Here is a 16,843-nt window from a genome sequence, read left to right as displayed (position 1 = left end):
GCGCTTTGTGCTTTGTCTACCCCTGGAGACCCTCTGATGTCTGTTCGTCACTGGCACGCTGTCCTGCTGACCCTCGTCGTTCTATGCGGCCTTGGCGGCTGTAGCGGCAATTACAAATTCAACGACAACGACTATCGCCCGTTGGGTGATCCGCAAGCGGTCAATCGCGGCAAGTGACCGCAAGGAGCATCAAACATGGAATTGGTTTTCGAAATGCTGAACACCAAGCAGTTCGTGCCCACCGAGTTGTGCCAGAAGACCTTCAAACAGGCCGGCGGCGTGATCGGGCGGGGCGAGGACTGCGACTGGATCATCCCTGACCGCAAGCGTCATCTGTCCAATCATCACGCGATTGTCAGCTACCGCGAAGGCACGTTTTTCCTGACCGACACCAGCAGCAATGGTGTTCAGGACGGCACAAGCGGCGCACGCCTGCACAAGGGCGAACCGATGCGCATCGAGCACGGCAGCACCTACGTGCTGGGTGACTTCGAGATTCGCGCGCGACTGGTGCGTGACCCGGCAACCTTCGACGGTGAAGTCGGCCGTCCACGCGCCGCTGGCAGCATCATCCCCGACGACGCGTTCCTCGATCTCGATCCGCTTAACGCCCTCGAACAGCAAGAGCGCGTCTACTCGGAAATCGACGAACTGCTGGCGCCGAACACCAAGCCTGAAGACTCCCGTCAGCGTGCCGACTATGCGCGCATCGATATGGAAAGCCTGATGGTGCCGGAACTGATCGCCGCGCCTGCCGAACCTGAGCCTGCTCCGGCGCCTAAAGCCGTCGAGCGTCAGAGCGAAGGTTTCTGGGATCACTTCGGTGCTGCGCTGGGCGTGGATGTCAAAGGCCTCAGTCATGACGAACGCGAAGCCCTGGCACTGAACGCCGCGCGTCTGCTGCGTCAGAGCATCGGCGGTTTGCAGCAGAGCCTGCGTACACGTTCGGAGCTGAAGAACGAGCTGCGTCTGGCCCAGACCACCGTGCAAGGCACCAACAAGAACCCGCTGAAATTCGCCGTCGATCCGAGCGAAGCACTGCAGATTCTGTTGCAGCCGAGCAAGCCCGGGCATCTGCCGGCCGAGCAAGCCATCTCGCGCGCGTTCCGTGATTTGCAGGCGCATCAGGTGGCTTTGCTGACCGCCAGCCGCGCCGCCGTACGCGGCACGCTGGAGCACTTCTCGCCAGAGCAATTGACCCTGCGTTTCGAGCGCGACAACAAGCCGCTGATCGCCACGTCCGGCGGGCGCTGGAGAGCGTTCGGCCGTTATCACCAGGCGCTGCGTCAGGACGATGACTGGAGCGAGCGTCTGCTGGCCCGCGACTTCGCTCAGGCCTACGAAGAACAGATCCGCCTGATCTCCACCCTCCACACCGACCACCAAGGATGATGCGCATGTCTCGCCGCTCGACCGCTTTTTTCAAGACGCTGACTGCGCTCACCGTGCTGGTGCTGCTCGCCGGTTGCTCGTCGCTGTCGCCGTACTCGAAAGTGACCAAGGTCAACCTGAAACTGACCGGCAGCGATCAGTTGAACCCGGATCTCAACGGCCGTCCTTCGCCGATCGTGGTGCGCCTGTTCGAACTCAAGCACCCGGTGACCTTCGAGAACGCTGACTTCTTCAGCCTTTACGAGCGCGCCAAGGAATCCCTCAACCCGGATCTGGTGGCCAGCGAAGAACTCGAACTGCGCCCGGGGGAAACCGTGGAGCTGAAACTCAGCGTAGAGGAGGGCAGCCGTTACGTCGGCATCCTCGCCGCCTACCGCGACCTGCCGGAAACCAAATGGCGCTACACGGTGCAGATCACTCCGCTGGAACTTACCGACGCCGATTTGACCCTCGATCAGGCCGGTATCCGCAACACCAACGAAGTGCTCGCCAAGGCGGATGACTGAACATGAATACCCACAAAGTCATTTGGCAGGAAGGCATGCTGCTGCGTCCGCAGCACTTCCAGCACAACGATCGCTACTTCGATCACCAGATGAAAACCCGCACCCAATTGCTGGGTGGCTACACCTGGGGTTTCCTCAATCTGGAGATCGACTTGCAGTTCCTCAACATGGGCAAACTGGTGATCAGTGAAGCCTCGGGGATTCTGCCGGACGGCAGCCTGTTCGAACTCGGTGGCAACACCGAACCGCTGGCGCTGGACGTGCCGCCGAACACCGGCAACACGCCGATCTACCTGGCACTGCCGCTGGTCACCGGCAACCACATCGAGGCGCGCCGTCCGGAGCAGTCCGACGTGCTCGCGCGTTACACCGCGTACGACGCCGAAGTGGCCGACTCCAACGCCGGCGACGATTCCGCCAGCCAGGTCAGCTGCGGTCGCCCGGACTTCAAACTGTTGCTCGGCGAGCAGCAGAGCGATCAGGCCTACGTGAAGCTGAAGATCTGCGACGTGCTCGACACCACGCCCGACGGCGTGATCAGCCTCGATCCGGACTTCGTGCCGACCTACATTCAGGCCCACGCCTCCAGCTACTTGCTGTCGTGCCTGAAAGAAGTCATCAGCATGCTCAGCCACCGTGGCGACACCATTGCCGAGCGGATTCGCTCCAACGGCAAGGTCGGCGGTGCGGAAGTCGGCGACTTCATGATGCTGCAACTGATCAACCGCACTGAACTGCTGCTGCGCCACTATCTGGGTCTGGAGCAGGTGCACCCGGAAGAGTTGTATCGCACGCTGCTGACCATGCTCGGCGATCTGGCGACCTTCTCCGGCGAGAGCAAACGCCCGCGTCTGGACAGCCGCTACTCCCACGCCGACCAGGGCGCGAGCTTCCGCAAACTGATGGAAGCGATTCGTCAGGTGCTGTCGATGGTGCTCGAACAGCACGCCATCGAACTGATCCTGCAAGCGCGTCAGTACGGCATCATCGTGTCGCCGTTGCACGACCACAAACTGCTCGGCTCGGCTTCGTTCGTGCTGGCGGCCAGTGCCAACTGCGACTCCGAAGAACTGCGCCACCGCTTGCCGGCGCACCTCAAGGTCGGCCCGGTGGAGCGCATCCGCCAACTGGTCAACCTGCACTTGCCGGGGATCAAGGTCAAACCGTTGCCGGTGGCCCCGCGGCTGTTCGCGTTCCACTCCATCATAACCTATTACATCCTCGAACTCAGTTCCGAAGACCTGGCACAACTCGAGCGCTCCGGCGGCTTCGCGTTCCACGTGTCCGGCGAATTCGCCGAGCTTGAACTGAAATTCTGGGCCATCAGGAACTGACCGACATGATCAAGGAAACGGATTACAACCAGGACGACAAAACCGTCCTGCTCGATCGTCAGGGCCACGGACCGGCAGCCAGTCCGCTGACCGACTTCGCCGCGCCGCCGCGTTTCGAGCAACTGGAAGAACGCATGATCTACGCTGCGCGCCTGCGTCCGGCGGAAGCGTTCAACATCAGCCTCAATTCGCTGGTGGCGGCGTCGTCCGAACTGCTCTCGGAAGTGGTGCGCCTCAAACACAGCGAGACCCGCGAAGATTTGTACGCGCTCAACGAGCGCCTGACCGCCGGGCTCAAGCTGTTTGAAGTGCGCGCCCTGCACAATGGCGCCGAAAGCAGCCAGGTGATGGCCGCGCGTTACGTGCTCTGCACCGTGGTCGACGAAGCCGTCGTGACCACGCCGTGGGGCAACGAAAGCGAGTGGTCGCAGATGAGCCTGCTCAGCAGCTTCCACAACGAAACTTTCGGTGGCGAGAAGTTCTTCCAGCTGCTCGATCGGTTGTCGAAGAACCCGGTCAAGCACCTGCCGATGCTGGAGCTGATGTACCTGTGCCTGTCACTCGGTTTCGAGGGCAAGTACCGCGTACAAGCGCGCGGCATGCTCGAACTAGAAGGCATCCGTGATGCCTTGTATCGCCAGATCCGTCAGTTGCGTGGCGACGTGCCGCGCGAGTTGTCGCCGCACTGGGAAGGCCTGAACGATCAGCGCCGCAACCTAGTGCGCATCGTGCCGGCGTGGATGGTGGTGTTGTTCACTTTCGTCTGTCTGGTGGTGATGTATTCGGGCTTCGCCTGGGTCTTGGGCGAGCAGCGCGACACCGTTCTGCAACCTTATCAGCCGCTTGATCCAGCCGCGGTTCAACCGCAGTCGCAGCCGTAAACAGGGACGTGTGATGAAAAAGTTTTTCAAGAAAGTCGGCGCCTTCCTGCGCCAGACCTGGGTCTGGACCCTGCTGCTGGTGCTGTTCGTGGCGCTGCTGGTGTGGTTCGCAGGTCCATTGTTGGCGGTAGATGACTACAAGTTCTGGGAGAGCGCGACCTCGCGCCTGCTGACCATCAGCGTGCTGTTCCTGATCTGGGGCCTGACCATGGTCTTCGTCAGCTGGCGCGCCGGTGTACGCAAGAAAGAAGTCGAAGCCACCGAAGACGGCCAGGATCGTATCCGCCGTGAAGAGCTGATCGACGACGAGCAGAAAGAGTTGAAGGCGCGTTTCAAAGACGCGCTGAAAACCCTGAAGACTTCGAGCCTGTATCGCGGCCGCAGCGAGCGCTGGCGCAGTGACTTGCCGTGGTATCTGCTGATCGGCCCACAGACCTCGGGCAAGACCAGCCTGCTGGACTTTTCCGGTCTGGAATTCCCGATCAACAAGATCGACCGCAAGCTGACCCGCGACACCCTCGGCACCCGTCATTGCGACTGGTACTTTGCCGACCATGGTGTACTGATCGACACCGCCGGGCGCTACACCACCCAGCCGGACGCCGAAGTCGACGGCAGCGCCTGGCGCACCTTGCTGGAGCTGCTGCGCAAGCGTCGTCGCGGCCGTCCGTTGAACGGCGTGCTGGTGACCATTCCGGTGGAAACCCTCACCGGTGGCAGCGAGCAGGACATCGACACCCTGGCGCGCCAGGTTCGTGGTCGTCTGCAAGACGTCTATCAGAAGCTGCACGTCGACGTACCGGTCTATCTGGTGCTGAGCAAGGCTGACAAGCTGCTGGGCTTCGACGAGTTCTTCGATCAACTGACCCGCGAAGAAAGCGATCAGGTGCTCGGTACCAGTTTCCGCAAGGATCAACAGGGCACCGACGTGGCTGTGCTGCGCAACGAGTTCGAAGAACTGCTGCGTCGCCTCAACAGCCAGGTGATCATGCGCATGCACTCCGAGCGCGATACCCAGCGCCGTGGCCGCATCCTCGACTTCCCGCATCAACTGGGGCAGATCGGCGAGCGCCTGTGCCTGTTCGTCGACATGGCGTTCACCGGCAACCGTTATCAGCGTGCCACGCAACTGCGTGGTTTCTACCTGACCAGCGCCCCGCACCTGACGCAAGAGATGGACGCAACCACCGCCGGCATCGGTGCCAGCCTCGGCATGAATGCCGGTGTGCTGCCAACGCTGCGCAGCGGTCGTTCGCGCTTCATCCATCATCTGTTCAGCCAGGTGATTTTCCCCGAGTCCGATCTCGCGGGTCTGGACAAGCGCGAACGCAGCCGCATCCACTGGGGCCAACGTGCGCTGTATGTCGGCGCACTGGCGGCGCTGGCGCTGTTCGGCATGCTTTGGGCGGGCGGATTCTCGGCCAACTACGAGCGTCTGGAAAACCTGCGCACACTGGCGCAGAACTGGACTCAGCAGCGCTCGGCACTGACCCCGCGCGATGACGCCATGGGCGCGCTGAAAACCCTCGACACCAGCTACGCGGCGACGCAGGCGTTCCCGAAAAAAGGCGACGTCTCGTACCACGAGCGCGGTGGTCTGTATCAGGGCGAAGACGTCAATCCAGTGGTCAAAGTGGCTTACGAGCGCGAGCTTGAGTCGCAACTGCTGCCACGGGTTGCGACGATGCTCGAAGGGCAGATCCGCGCCAACATGAAGGACCGCGAAAAGCTGCTCAACAGCCTGCGTGCGTACCTGATGTTGAACATGAAGGATCGTCGCGACGCCGCATGGCTCAAGGACTGGGTCGCCACTGACTGGTCGCAGCGCTACACCGGCAACACCGCGGTGCAGAACGGTCTGAATACCCACCTCGAACGCCTGCTGAAGCAGCCGTTTATCTACCCGCTCAACGATCAGTTGGTGACGCAGGCACGTCAGGTTCTGCGCGCCGAATCGCTGGCGACCGTGGTCTATCGCATGCTCCGCGAGCAGGCGCGCAACCTGCCGGAATACCGCTTCAGCCAACACCTCGGCCCACAAGGCTCGCTGTTTATCGGCACCGAATACGTGATCCCGGGTTTCTACACCCAACAGGGTTATCAGCAGTACTTCTCGGTGCAGGGCTCGGCGCTGGTCACCGACATCCTGCGTGACAACTGGGTGCTGGGCGAAGGCGTGGGCATCAGCGACATGGACTTGCGTCGCCTGATGGTCGAGCTGGAGCAACTGTACTTCCGCGACTACGCCAACTACTGGAGCGAAGCCGTTGGCCAGGTGGCCTTGCCGCCGATCAGCGACGCCGGTGAAGGCGCCGAGCAACTGGCGGGCCTGACTTCCGCCAATTCGCCGGTACTGGCATTGCTGACTGAAGTCCGCGAAAACACCCGCTTCGAAGCCGCCGCCGATCCGGTGGATGAAGCTGGCGATGCTGCCGATGCGTTAGCCGGGCAGAAAGGCAAACTGGGCAAAGTCGGCAAACTGGCCTCGGCCGTAGCGGACAAGGCTTCGGCCCTGAACGTCGCGAAAAACCTGCCGGACACCGCCAAGAAGTCCCTGCAACGTCGCTTCGAACCGCTGCATCGTTTGCTCGATGACAACAACGGCCCGGCTGCTGACCTGACTCCGGCCCTCAGCGCGCTCAACGACCTGCAACTGCAACTATCCGGTCTGGCCCGTTCCAGTACGCCGGAGCAAGCCGCCTTCGAAATGGCCAAAACCCGCATGAGCGGCCAGCGTGATGCGCTGACCAACCTGCGTGCGGCCTCGGGTCGTCTGCCGCGTCCGCTGAGCGTGTGGTTCAACGTGCTGGCTGAAGATTCCTGGCGTCTGGTACTCAACGATGCTTACCAATACCTGAACGGTCGTTATCAGAACGAGCTGTACAGCGTGTATGGCAAAACCATCAGCAAGCGTTATCCGTTCAGCGCCAGCAGCACCAGCGACGTGGCGATCAGCGACTTCCGCGAGTTCTTCCGGGCTCAAGGCACCGTCGACCGCTTCTTCGACAGCTATATGCGTCCGTTCGTCAGCGGTGATCCGGGCAACTACCGGATGCGCAGCGTCGACGGCCACAGCCTGCCGGTGTCCAAGGTCTACCTCGATCAGATGGCTGCTGCGCTGACGATTCGTCAGAGCTTCTTCTCGATCAACCCGGCCGAGCCGACCGTGCAGTTCAAACTTGAGCCGTACACCCTCGATCCGGCGGTCAGCCGTTCCGAGTTCAAGTTCGGCGACAAGACCATGGAATACCGTCACGGCCCGATCCTGCCAATGTCGTTCAAATGGCCGACCGATGCTGAAGACGGCCGCACCAGTCTGGTCATGGACAAAATGGCCGGGCGTCCGATCGGTATCGAGAAGAACTCCGGCCCATGGTCGCTGTTCCGTCTGTTCGACCTGATGCAGACCGAGTACCTGACCGGTCGCGACGTGCTGGTGCTGAAAGCCGACGTGGGTGGCCTGCGCGCCAACTACCTGCTGACCAGCCAACGCACGCCGAACCCGTTCGACATGGGCGTACTGCGCACCTTCCGTATGCCGGTGCAGCTCTGATGCTCGTGGCCAGTCCTTGGCGCAGCGCGGCGCGTACCGACCCGGGCAAGGTGCGGGCGCGCAACGAAGATGCCTTCCTCGACTCGCCACAGCAGGGGCTGTGGGTGGTCGCGGACGGCATGGGCGGTCATCAGGGGGGCGACATCGCCAGCCAGTTGATCGTCGCCAGCCTGGCTGAGTTGCCGCAACACGAAGACTTCGACGAACGCCTCAAAGCCATCCGCCAGTGCCTGCACTGGCTGAACCGGCGTTTGGGGCAGGAGTTGACCGTCACTGCCGGCCGTCACGACAGCATCATGGGCAGCACCGTCGTGGCACTGCTGGTGGAAGGCAATCGCGCGGCCTGCATCTGGGCCGGCGACAGCCGTTGCTATATGTGGCGCGGGCAGCGTCTGTATCAGCTGTCCAAAGACCACTCGCTGCAACAGCAACTGATCGACGAACAGCAAATGAGCGTCGAACAGGCGGCAGCGCATCCGGCGGCTCAGGCATTGACCCGAGCTGTTGGTGCGGCCGAAACACTGACCCTGGATGTGCTGGAACTTGAGGTGTATCCGGGCGATGCGTTTTTGCTCTGCAGCGATGGTTTGTACCAAGGCCTGAGCAGCGATGCCCTCGGCAACGCCCTCAGTCTGAGTGCGCCGCATGTGGCGCTGGAACGTTTGTTCGACGGCGCCCTGCGGGGCTCCGCTCGCGACAACCTGACTGCCGTGGTGATCCGCCAATGACCAATATCGAATCGCCAATCGATGACTTGCTGATGAGCGAAGAACAGGCCAACAACCTGACCTACTTCGCCTTCGCCAAGTCCAACAACGCAGAGCCTGCGCTGGCCCCGACCAAGGCCAGCATCGGTGCGCTGCCGGACGTGCTCGCCGGTCGTTACCACCTCGAGCGTCTGCTCGGGGCGGGTGGCATGGGTGCTGTCTACCGGGCAAGGGATCTGCTGCACGAACAGTTCGGCGATCCCGACCCTTACATTGCGCTGAAAATCCTCAGCGAAGAATTTGCCGAATCGCCGGACGCCAGTGCCTTGCTCTACAGCGAGTTCGCCCTGACCCGACGCCTGCGCCACGACAACGTTGTGCGCGCGCACACCTTTGAAGTCGACACCGACTGCCAGCGGGCCTTCATCACCATGGAATACATGCGTGGCCTGACCCTGGACAAATTGCTCTGCGAGCGGCCCCTCGGCCTGCCGTGGAAAGAACTGCGCGACATCGTCCTGCCGCTGCTCGACACGTTGGCCTATGCCCACCGTCGCGGTGTGCTGCACGGTGACATGAAACCGAGCAACGTCATGCTCAGCGAAGACGGCCTGCGCCTCTTCGACTTCGGTTTGGGCCAGGCAGAAGAGGGCACCTTGCCCGGTCTGCCGCACCTCAGCCGTGAGCGCTTCAACGCCTGGACCCCGGGCTACGCCGCCCCCGAACTGCTTGAGGGCCAACCATTGTCGGCCAGCGCGGACGTGTACGGCGTGGCCTGCGTGATCTACGAACTGGCGAGCGGCAAACACCCGTTCCGCCGCTTGCCCTCGACCCAGGCCCGCGACGAGCACCTGGAGCGCGAACTGCAAGCCCCGCAAAACCTACCGAAACACTGTTGGCCAGCGCTACAAACCGCGCTGAGCTTTGATCCGGCAGCACGCACCATCACTGCCGACCAACTGCGTGACGCCATGGGCGCCACTTCGTCCTGGCTACAACGTCTGCGACTTCGGGCGTAACGGATGACATTCGAACAGGGAGCACACGATGTTCAACTCAGCTAACGAAACCCACTTCAGCCTCAAGGTCGAAGACTACGTGGGCGACCTGCAAGTGCTGTCGTTTGTCGGCACCGAAGGCATCAGCCAGCCGTATCGCTTCGACCTCGAACTGGTCAGCGAAAACCCCGATCTCGACCTGGAAAAGCTCCTGCACAAGCAGGCCTTTCTCGCCTTCGACCCGCAAGGCTCAGGCATCCACGGCCAGATCTACCGGGTCGCCCAGGGCGATGCCGGCAAGCGCCTGACACGCTACAAAGTCTCGATGGTGCCGCAACTGCAATACCTGCATCACCGCACCAACCAGCGCATCTACCAACAGATGTCGGCGCCGAAAATCATCGCGCTGATCCTCGAAGAACACGGCATCAAGGGTAACGCCTACAGCTTCCAGCTCAGCCAGCCGTGCCCGGATCGCGACTACTGCGTGCAGTACGACGAAACCGACCTGCACTTCGTCCAGCGCCTGTGCGAAGAGGAAGGCATTCACTACCACTTCCAGCACAGCGACAAAGGCCACCTGCTGGTGTTCGGCGACGACCAGACCGTGTTCCCCGACCTCGGCCAGCCGACCGCGTATGTGCAAGGCAGCGGCATGGTCGCCGACGAACCGGTGATCAAAGGCTTCAAGCTGCGCCTGGAAACCCGCACCAGCCGCACCACGCGCCGCGACTACGACTTCGAAAAACCGCGCCTGCAAATGGAAGCGGCGTACAAACCTGAAGGCGCTCTCGATAGCAAAGACGCCGAACCGGATCTCGAAGACTACGACTACCCCGGCCGCTTCATCGACCGCGCGCGCGGCAAATTCCTCAGCCAACGCGCCCTCGAACGCCACCGCGCCGACTACCGCCAGGCCGAAGGTCGCGGCGACCAGACCAAACTGGTCAGCGGCCACTTCATGGCCATGTCCGATCACCCGCGCAGCGAGTGGAACGACCTGTGGCTGCTCACCGAAATCGTCCACGAAGGCAAACAGCCGCAAGTCCTCGAAGAAGGCGTGACCAGCGACACCACCGACAACAAGGACGACTTCCACCAGGGCTACCGCAACACCTTCCTCGCCACGCCGTGGGACGTGTTCTACCGCCCGGCCCTCGAACACCCGAAACCGCGCGTCCTCGGCAGCCAGACCGCCCACGTCACCGGCCCCAAAGGCGAAGAAATCCACTGCGACCAGTACGGCCGCATCAAAGTCCAATTCCACTGGGATCGCGAAGGCCAAGCCGACGACAAAACCAGCTGCTGGCTGCGCGTCTCCAGCTCCTGGGCCGGCGACCGCTACGGCGCCATCAGCATCCCGCGCATCGGCATGGAAGTCCTCGTCACCTTCCTAGAAGGCGACCCCGACCAACCCCTCGTCACCGGTTGCCTGTACCACAAGGAAAACCCGGTGCCGTACGCCTTGCCGGCGAACAAAACCCGCAGCGTCTTCAAAACGCTTAGCTCACCGGGTGGCGGCGGGTACAACGAACTGCGCATTGAAGACAAAAAAGGCGCCGAGCAGATCTACATCCACGCCCAGCGTGATTGGGATGAGAACGTTGAGCACGATCAGAAGATTCGGGTCGGTAATGAACGCCATGACACGGTGGTGAAGAACACCTATACCGAGCTGAAGGCCGAGGAACACCGCACCACGATCTCCGACCGCAAGATCGAAGCGAAGCTGGATGATCACCTCACGGTTGGGCAAAACCAGCATGTGAAGCTGGGGACTGCGCAACTGACCAGCGTGGGGAAAGAGATACACCTCAAGGCTGGGGACAAGATTGTTATCGAGGCGGGGACGGAGCTGACCATTCTTGGGGGTGGGAGCTTTATCAAGCTGGATGCTGGCGGCGTGACGGTGGTTGGGCCGGTGGTGAAGATTAATGCCGGTGGCTCGGCTGGCTCCGGCACAGGGATTGGCATTAAACCGCCGGTGCTGCCGGGGGCGGCGGATAAGGATAAGGCGGGGAGTTTGATGGATCAGGCGTTGTTGAATGCGTCTGAGGAGAAGATCAAACGCAAACCGAAGCGGATGCTCAATTTTTCTGGCTAAGACATCGACGGCAATCCAAGCCACCAGGGATCAGAATTAGGTAATTGGTAATGACAGAGACAACCAGCAAGAAAGTAGAAAAATGGTCTTATCCCTTGAAATTAGGGGCAGCCGAAGCGACCGATCCGCAGCAGTTCTACAAGGCTCTCGCCAAAGCGAAGGACGGTTACTATCCGCTGGGGGCCAACGGCCTTTGGCATGGTGGCGTGCATTTCGATGAAGACTCGGGTCTGGTGCAAGACTCGACAGAAGTCCGATGCATAGCGGACGGGGAAGTGGTCGCCTATCGAATCGATAGCATCTACCCCAAGTCAAATTTCGGTACAACCCAGTCCGACTTTTCCACTGGCTTTGTATTGGTCAAACACCGATTGGAAGTGCCGATGCCGCCAGCGCCGCCAGCGCCAGCGGGATCCCCTCCTGCAGCACCCGTTCCCGGCCCGAGTCTTACCTTTTTCAGTCTGTATATGCATTTGTTTCAATGGAAAAGCTACGAAGAAACCCAGGCACTGCAACGGCCGGCCTTTTGGAGCGGCGGTACGTTGCAGGTCAAGACAACTGCCAACGATGAACTTCTGGGCTTACGTGTCCGCCAGGAACCACGAGGAAAGCCCGGGTATGCAACGGTTGTGACAGTTTTGAATCGCGGCACGGTTGTCGAGACAGGCGAAGAGCACAATGGTTGGCTCAAGGTTGTTAGCGTCACGCCAGCCAGTAGCGATCTGCCGCCAGGTACAGGCTGGGTGTTCAAAAGAGAGATGACCGCAGGTCCAACGCCCAATACTTACGTCATTGGTGCCGCTGCCAAAGACCCAATGACTCCGCCTCAGAAAGGTCTTGTCGTACGCGCCTCTGCCAGCCAGTCAGGCGCTGTGAAAGCAATTTTGCCGCACGGTACGCAAGTTAAAATCGGAAACGACGGGACGCGTGGCAAGTACCAGAAACTGCTGGAGATCGTCAGTGGGAATGCTGTTCCGCCGCTGGCAGCGGGGGAGGTGCTTGGATATGTCTGGGAAGGGCTACTTGAGGCCAAGAGTGAGCCAGCCGAAAAGGACGCCGTGCATGTCTTGGCGACTCCATTCCCGATTACCGCGGGCAGTCTGATTGGACATGTAGGGAAGTATCAGAATCACTCCGATTCGGCCCCCAAAAACCTACTGCACGTTGAGATGTTCAGCTGTGAAGACGTGAAGGCCTTTACCGCGCTGAGCAAAGAGAAGGCTGCGGGACTTCCAGCAGCTGAAAAAACGCTAGTGAAAATTTCGAAAGGCAGCGTGGTGGTTACTCACGTGGAGGGAATGGGTCCTACCAATCCACCTAAAGTGACTGATCCGCACAAAACGGTTGGCTATGATTTTCTGGTTCCTGTCGGAGTACTGGAAGCTTTACCGGCTGAGAGAAAAATAAAGGTTCCTGTTGTCATGGGAGGAAGCACTACCTATACGTTGTGGTGGCGCTTGGACGGGTTATTGGGTGATGCCGACGGGAATGAACTCAATGGATGGTTTGCAGAGCCAGATATCAAGTTATCGCGGCATTCACCTTTTGAGTGGGAAGGTTTCAGTTTCATCGAAGAAACTGTCAGTAATGCGGACCACCTCGCTGCATCCCTCCATGCTCAGGAAAATTTGACCGAGGAAGAGCGAGCGACATATTTGCCAAACGTTGGAAACGCTAATGACGGTCCCGCTAAGCAGCATTTGTACAAAATGCTTGATAAAAACGGCGACAACAAACTTACGCCTGCGGAAATCAAAGAAGCGTTAAGCAAGCCTTGGTTTTCTCAGCCGATATCCCAAATGGTTACGCGTTACGAAAGCGAGTGGCAGTTCAAAAGAGAAAAGTGGGATTCTCTGGACGAACTGATGGGGCATAGTGTCTCGGATCCTCATCAGCAGTGGGTGGAAGAAAAACTTCGAATTGAACGCCTGAGTTGGTGGGATAAGCTGGTCGGGAAACATGGCATAACCAGTGATAATAACGTTCAGCATATCCATTTGCTTGGTTTGTTGGGCGGTTTTTTGTCCGGCTGCCCTGAGAAATGTAAGGCCGAAGTGTATACCCTCGACACGACGGTTGGGCCATATGTAGTATCCAAGAAACTTTTTGAATTTCTGTTGGCAATCGAAGCTTATCGGGAACATCCATATGCATTGTCCGATGCCAACAGTGGAGTAACGATAGGTTATGGTTACGATCTGGGGCAGCAAACGGCCGCGAGAGTTGATGCAGAGCTTAAGGACCTGTATACCCCTGAAGAAATAGAAAGATTGAAAGGGGCTCTTGGCAAGAAAGGTCAAGATGCGCGCGATTATGTGCACAACGTCAGCTCGATATCCATCAGTAAGGATAACGCTTTGAAGTTAGCTGTCATCATGAAAAAACGGTATGCGCAACAAGTTGTTGATGTATACCCTAAAGCTATTAATTTGCATCCTGATTGCCAGGGTGTATTACTTTCTCTCGTAGTCAATCGGGGCAACTCCTTGTCAGGCAGTACGCCCGCTAAGGCATTGAAGCGGCTAGAGATGAAACAGATAAAAGAAGATTTCGATAACGATAAACCGGAACTGATCCCTTCCCGGCTGCGAAGTATGAAGCGGCTTTGGGAGAATGATCCTACTACTGCCGGTGTAGCCACAAGACGTGAAAAAGAAGCGGTATTTTTTGAGGAGGCGTTGAAATGCAACTGCTGGAAGTGACGAAGAAAGTCTTTTCTGTTCTGTCGGTCGTATTTCTTTCTACCGGCGTTGCGTCGGCCGAGGTTGATTGTAGCGCCGTCAATTCAACCAATCCTGACATTATCAGCTGTTCCCAGAAATCATTTGAAAAAATTGATAAAGTCCTGAACGAGCAATACAAAGCGTTGTCTGCTGAACTCGATTCATCAACTAGAGCGGCGCTGCTTTCTACGCAAAAAAAGTGGATAGCTCTCAGGGATGAATATTGCAAGAGCGATGATGAAGAGGGCGGAGAGTCTCCGATTGAACAATTGTCTTGTAAGAAACAGTTGACGAGTTTTCGTGTGGCCGAACTTGTTTATCTTCGCACCGGAGTCATAGGAGATGGTTTTTATAAAGCCGTATCGCTGGTTAATGAAAAAGCCACCGCTATGAACTATCCGGAAGCTTTGAAGTTTGTCGGTGGTAACGAGGATTTCGGACCGGCTTGGAAAGGATATGCAGAAGAAAACTGCGCGATAACATCCAGGTTGTTCGGCGAGGCTAAAGATCGGTGCATGGGGAGAATGCGTTTTCAGATTCCGATTTTTTGATTGCTGGTCTCGGTGATGCAGAGTAGTGAAATAGGGCCAGACCACCTTTTAGTAGTATCCAAAAAACGTGGTCTGTCCCCATTTTTCCCATTGCCAAACGCAAAGCCTGAATGACTCAAGGAAGAACACTGTGAACCGTTTTGTTTTTACCCTGCTGGCCGTGCTGCTGCCGGTTTCAGCGGCCTATGCGCAGGATGACTGCAGCCATGTCACCTCCAGTCTGGAAATGGTGCCTTGCTCGGAGGCGGCGAAGAAGGCTGCCGATGCGCAGTTGAACGTCAGCTACAAGCAGTTGATGTCGCGGCTTGAGTCTGACTATCGAGCAGATCCGGCGTTGGGCGCGGAGTACGCGGCGAAGGTTAAAGAGTCGCAACGTGCGTGGTTGAAATTGCGCGATGCGAACTGCCCTTTGGAGGCGTTCGAGATCGAGACGGGGATGCCGGCGCATGTGTTCGCCGTCAACTCGTGTATCGCCAGAATGAGCCGCGAGCGTTCGGCGTATCTGGACAAGATCGTCCCTGCTCTTGCAGCCTATAAGAGCGCGTCGACGTCCCCTGCCAGCGACGCTTGCCCTTCGGAGGAGTTCGCGCCTTTCCTGACGGCGTTTTCCGCCAACAGCGAATCACAACGCCGTCTCACTGCGATGACGGTCAAGTCGCTGGTGTTGAAACCGGTAGCAGGAAAGGATCGAAGTACCTTTGGGTAAAGGGGACGGATTTAATTATCCGATGGTTTTATCGTTGAGCCTAAATAAAACTGTCCCCTTTTTGCTGTCCCCTTTTTGCTTTTGCGGCTTGAGGTTTAAATAAAAATGAATAGAAGGCAGCCGTTTATTACAGAGGCGTATTATAAAAACCTTGTGGGCTTTTATGATTCTTCGGAATCGTATTGGAGTACGCACAATCTGGAAGAGGATTTTTCAGGCCAGGAAGCATCTTTGAAAGCCTTTGAGATTAAACAGGATTCTCTCGGTGCTTTTATCATCAGGTATACAGCTGGCGAACCTATTTCAGAGTTGTTTGAACCGCTTGAAAGAGTCGTGCGAAATTTTGAGGTGTATCAAAATGCCTTGGCTGAGTATGAGGGGGTGCCGAATATATCGCCACTAGATCTTGAAGATTCTCCAGCAGATTTTGAGGAGTTTGTTCAGGTGGCCAGCCTGTGCATCCTGTTGCATCGGAATGATCTATTGGCCAGGTTTGTAAGTTTGACAGATGCGGCAGGCTTTAATAGTGAGGATACGCTGTACGAAGATTTGCTACGTAAAAACTTGGCAGGTAGGGCTGATATAGATGAGTGGTTTCATCCAGTATATACGAAGCTGATCAGATCAATTTATACCTCTAGCAAAACCGAGGCATCTAAGCTTTTGAATGAATATTGCGGTCAGTGGTATGAATCTTTTGGTGAACTCCAGGCGAGTTGGCACGACTCGCATTTAAGTATTGATGGTGATGATGGTAGCTACGTTGGTTACTGGGCCTTTGAAGCAGGTGCTATTGCATTTCTTTATGGGATTGATGATAGCAAAATAGATCATATGGTTTATCCGAAGGACTTGGTTGAGTATGCTAGAAACTATACCGGCTCCAGCATCTTACAAGTTGGTCGTGTTGACTCGGGGCAACCATGTAGTAAACAAGGTTATTGGTTTACTCCCGCGCAAGCTAACTCTCGGCGATACTTCAAGCAGGGCGAAATTATGCCGAATGTAGATGATTCGCGATGGGGCGATACAATTTGGTATTGGTCAGGGGAGTAGAGGTTTAATAAATTAAATGGGCACAGACCACTTTTCAGTAATTGTCAAAAAACGTGGTCTGTCCCCGGTGTCTTCAAAATCCTGAAGAGCTTCCGTCTGCAACCTGGCATGGACAAGCTGACCGGTAAGTGAAAGCAATCTTGCGGTGCGCAAATAGAGCAGATCTGTTCAATGCCTGACTTGGATAATCTGCTCAGCACCGCAGCAATTTAGCAGTCGAACGAATACGCTATACAAGCCCCGTTAATGGTGATCAGCAACTGGATACGGAAGCCCCTGAGGCATGCCACTCACTTCTTATATGCCTTATTTACGTCAGCGCTAGGTAAAGG

13 protein-coding genes are annotated in these 16,843 nt (G+C 57.8%); all 13 read left to right on the top strand.

Annotation, left to right across the window (positions count from 1 at the left end):
• Positions 1-36 precede the first annotated feature (36 nt).
• The 13 genes from ACIOVB_RS17665 to ACIOVB_RS17605 all read left to right on the top strand — a co-directional run bounded on the left by ACIOVB_RS17665 (position 37) and on the right by ACIOVB_RS17605 (position 16,511).
• Positions 37-177 (top strand): hypothetical protein, encoded by a 141-nt coding sequence (locus ACIOVB_RS17665; protein WP_003229566.1) that lies wholly within the window; start codon positions 37-39, stop codon positions 175-177.
• Positions 178-195: 18 nt separating this feature from the next.
• The gene (gene tagH / locus ACIOVB_RS17660; RefSeq protein WP_187677132.1) at positions 196-1,392 is read left to right on the top strand and encodes a type VI secretion system-associated FHA domain protein TagH; all 1,197 of its coding nucleotides are present in this window, start codon (positions 196-198) and stop codon (positions 1,390-1,392) included.
• Between the two features lie 5 nt (positions 1,393-1,397).
• Complete coding sequence (gene tssJ / locus ACIOVB_RS17655; RefSeq protein WP_401269840.1) at positions 1,398-1,898, top strand: type VI secretion system lipoprotein TssJ; 501 nt, start codon at positions 1,398-1,400, stop codon at positions 1,896-1,898.
• A gap of 2 nt (positions 1,899-1,900) precedes the next feature.
• On the top strand, positions 1,901-3,232 hold the full coding sequence (gene tssK / locus ACIOVB_RS17650) for a type VI secretion system baseplate subunit TssK (RefSeq protein ID WP_401269838.1): 1,332 nt from the start codon (positions 1,901-1,903) through the stop codon (positions 3,230-3,232).
• Positions 3,233-3,237: 5 nt separating this feature from the next.
• On the top strand, positions 3,238-4,113 hold the full coding sequence (icmH, locus tag ACIOVB_RS17645) for a type IVB secretion system protein IcmH/DotU (protein ID WP_095187890.1): 876 nt from the start codon (positions 3,238-3,240) through the stop codon (positions 4,111-4,113).
• A 13-nt stretch (positions 4,114-4,126) separates the two neighbouring features.
• Positions 4,127-7,666, top strand: a complete 3,540-nt coding sequence (gene tssM / locus ACIOVB_RS17640; RefSeq protein WP_401269835.1) for a type VI secretion system membrane subunit TssM — start codon at positions 4,127-4,129, stop codon at positions 7,664-7,666.
• The gene (locus tag ACIOVB_RS17635) at positions 7,666-8,394 is read left to right on the top strand and encodes a PP2C family protein-serine/threonine phosphatase (protein WP_401269832.1); all 729 of its coding nucleotides are present in this window, start codon (positions 7,666-7,668) and stop codon (positions 8,392-8,394) included. Before tssM ends, ACIOVB_RS17635 begins: the two co-directional genes overlap by 1 nt.
• Positions 8,391-9,392 (top strand): serine/threonine-protein kinase, encoded by a 1,002-nt coding sequence (locus ACIOVB_RS17630; protein ID WP_187677127.1) that lies wholly within the window; start codon positions 8,391-8,393, stop codon positions 9,390-9,392. Before ACIOVB_RS17635 ends, ACIOVB_RS17630 begins: the two co-directional genes overlap by 4 nt.
• Positions 9,393-9,420: 28 nt before the next feature.
• On the top strand, positions 9,421-11,475 hold the full coding sequence (locus tag ACIOVB_RS17625) for a type VI secretion system tip protein VgrG (RefSeq protein ID WP_401269830.1): 2,055 nt from the start codon (positions 9,421-9,423) through the stop codon (positions 11,473-11,475).
• Positions 11,476-11,525: 50 nt separating this feature from the next.
• Positions 11,526-14,177, top strand: a complete 2,652-nt coding sequence (locus tag ACIOVB_RS17620; protein WP_401269828.1) for a pesticin C-terminus-like muramidase — start codon at positions 11,526-11,528, stop codon at positions 14,175-14,177.
• Positions 14,159-14,749 carry a lysozyme inhibitor LprI family protein gene (locus ACIOVB_RS17615; protein WP_401269825.1) on the top strand — a complete coding sequence of 197 codons (591 nt, stop codon included), beginning with the start codon at positions 14,159-14,161 and terminating at the stop codon, positions 14,747-14,749. The genes ACIOVB_RS17620 and ACIOVB_RS17615 overlap by 19 nt, the downstream gene beginning before the upstream one ends.
• 130 nt (positions 14,750-14,879) lie before the next feature.
• Complete coding sequence (locus tag ACIOVB_RS17610) at positions 14,880-15,455, top strand: lysozyme inhibitor LprI family protein (protein ID WP_401269822.1); 576 nt, start codon at positions 14,880-14,882, stop codon at positions 15,453-15,455.
• A gap of 105 nt (positions 15,456-15,560) precedes the next feature.
• On the top strand, positions 15,561-16,511 hold the full coding sequence (locus tag ACIOVB_RS17605; protein ID WP_401269819.1) for a PoNe immunity protein domain-containing protein: 951 nt from the start codon (positions 15,561-15,563) through the stop codon (positions 16,509-16,511).
• Positions 16,512-16,843: the final 332 nt, after the last annotated feature.

This window comes from Pseudomonas sp. NPDC087639 (assembly GCF_044743385.1).
In the GTDB taxonomy this organism is placed as follows: domain Bacteria; phylum Pseudomonadota; class Gammaproteobacteria; order Pseudomonadales; family Pseudomonadaceae; genus Aquipseudomonas.
The sequence above is the reverse complement of the archived record's forward strand: the minus strand, read 5'-3'. Positions and strand labels throughout refer to the sequence as shown.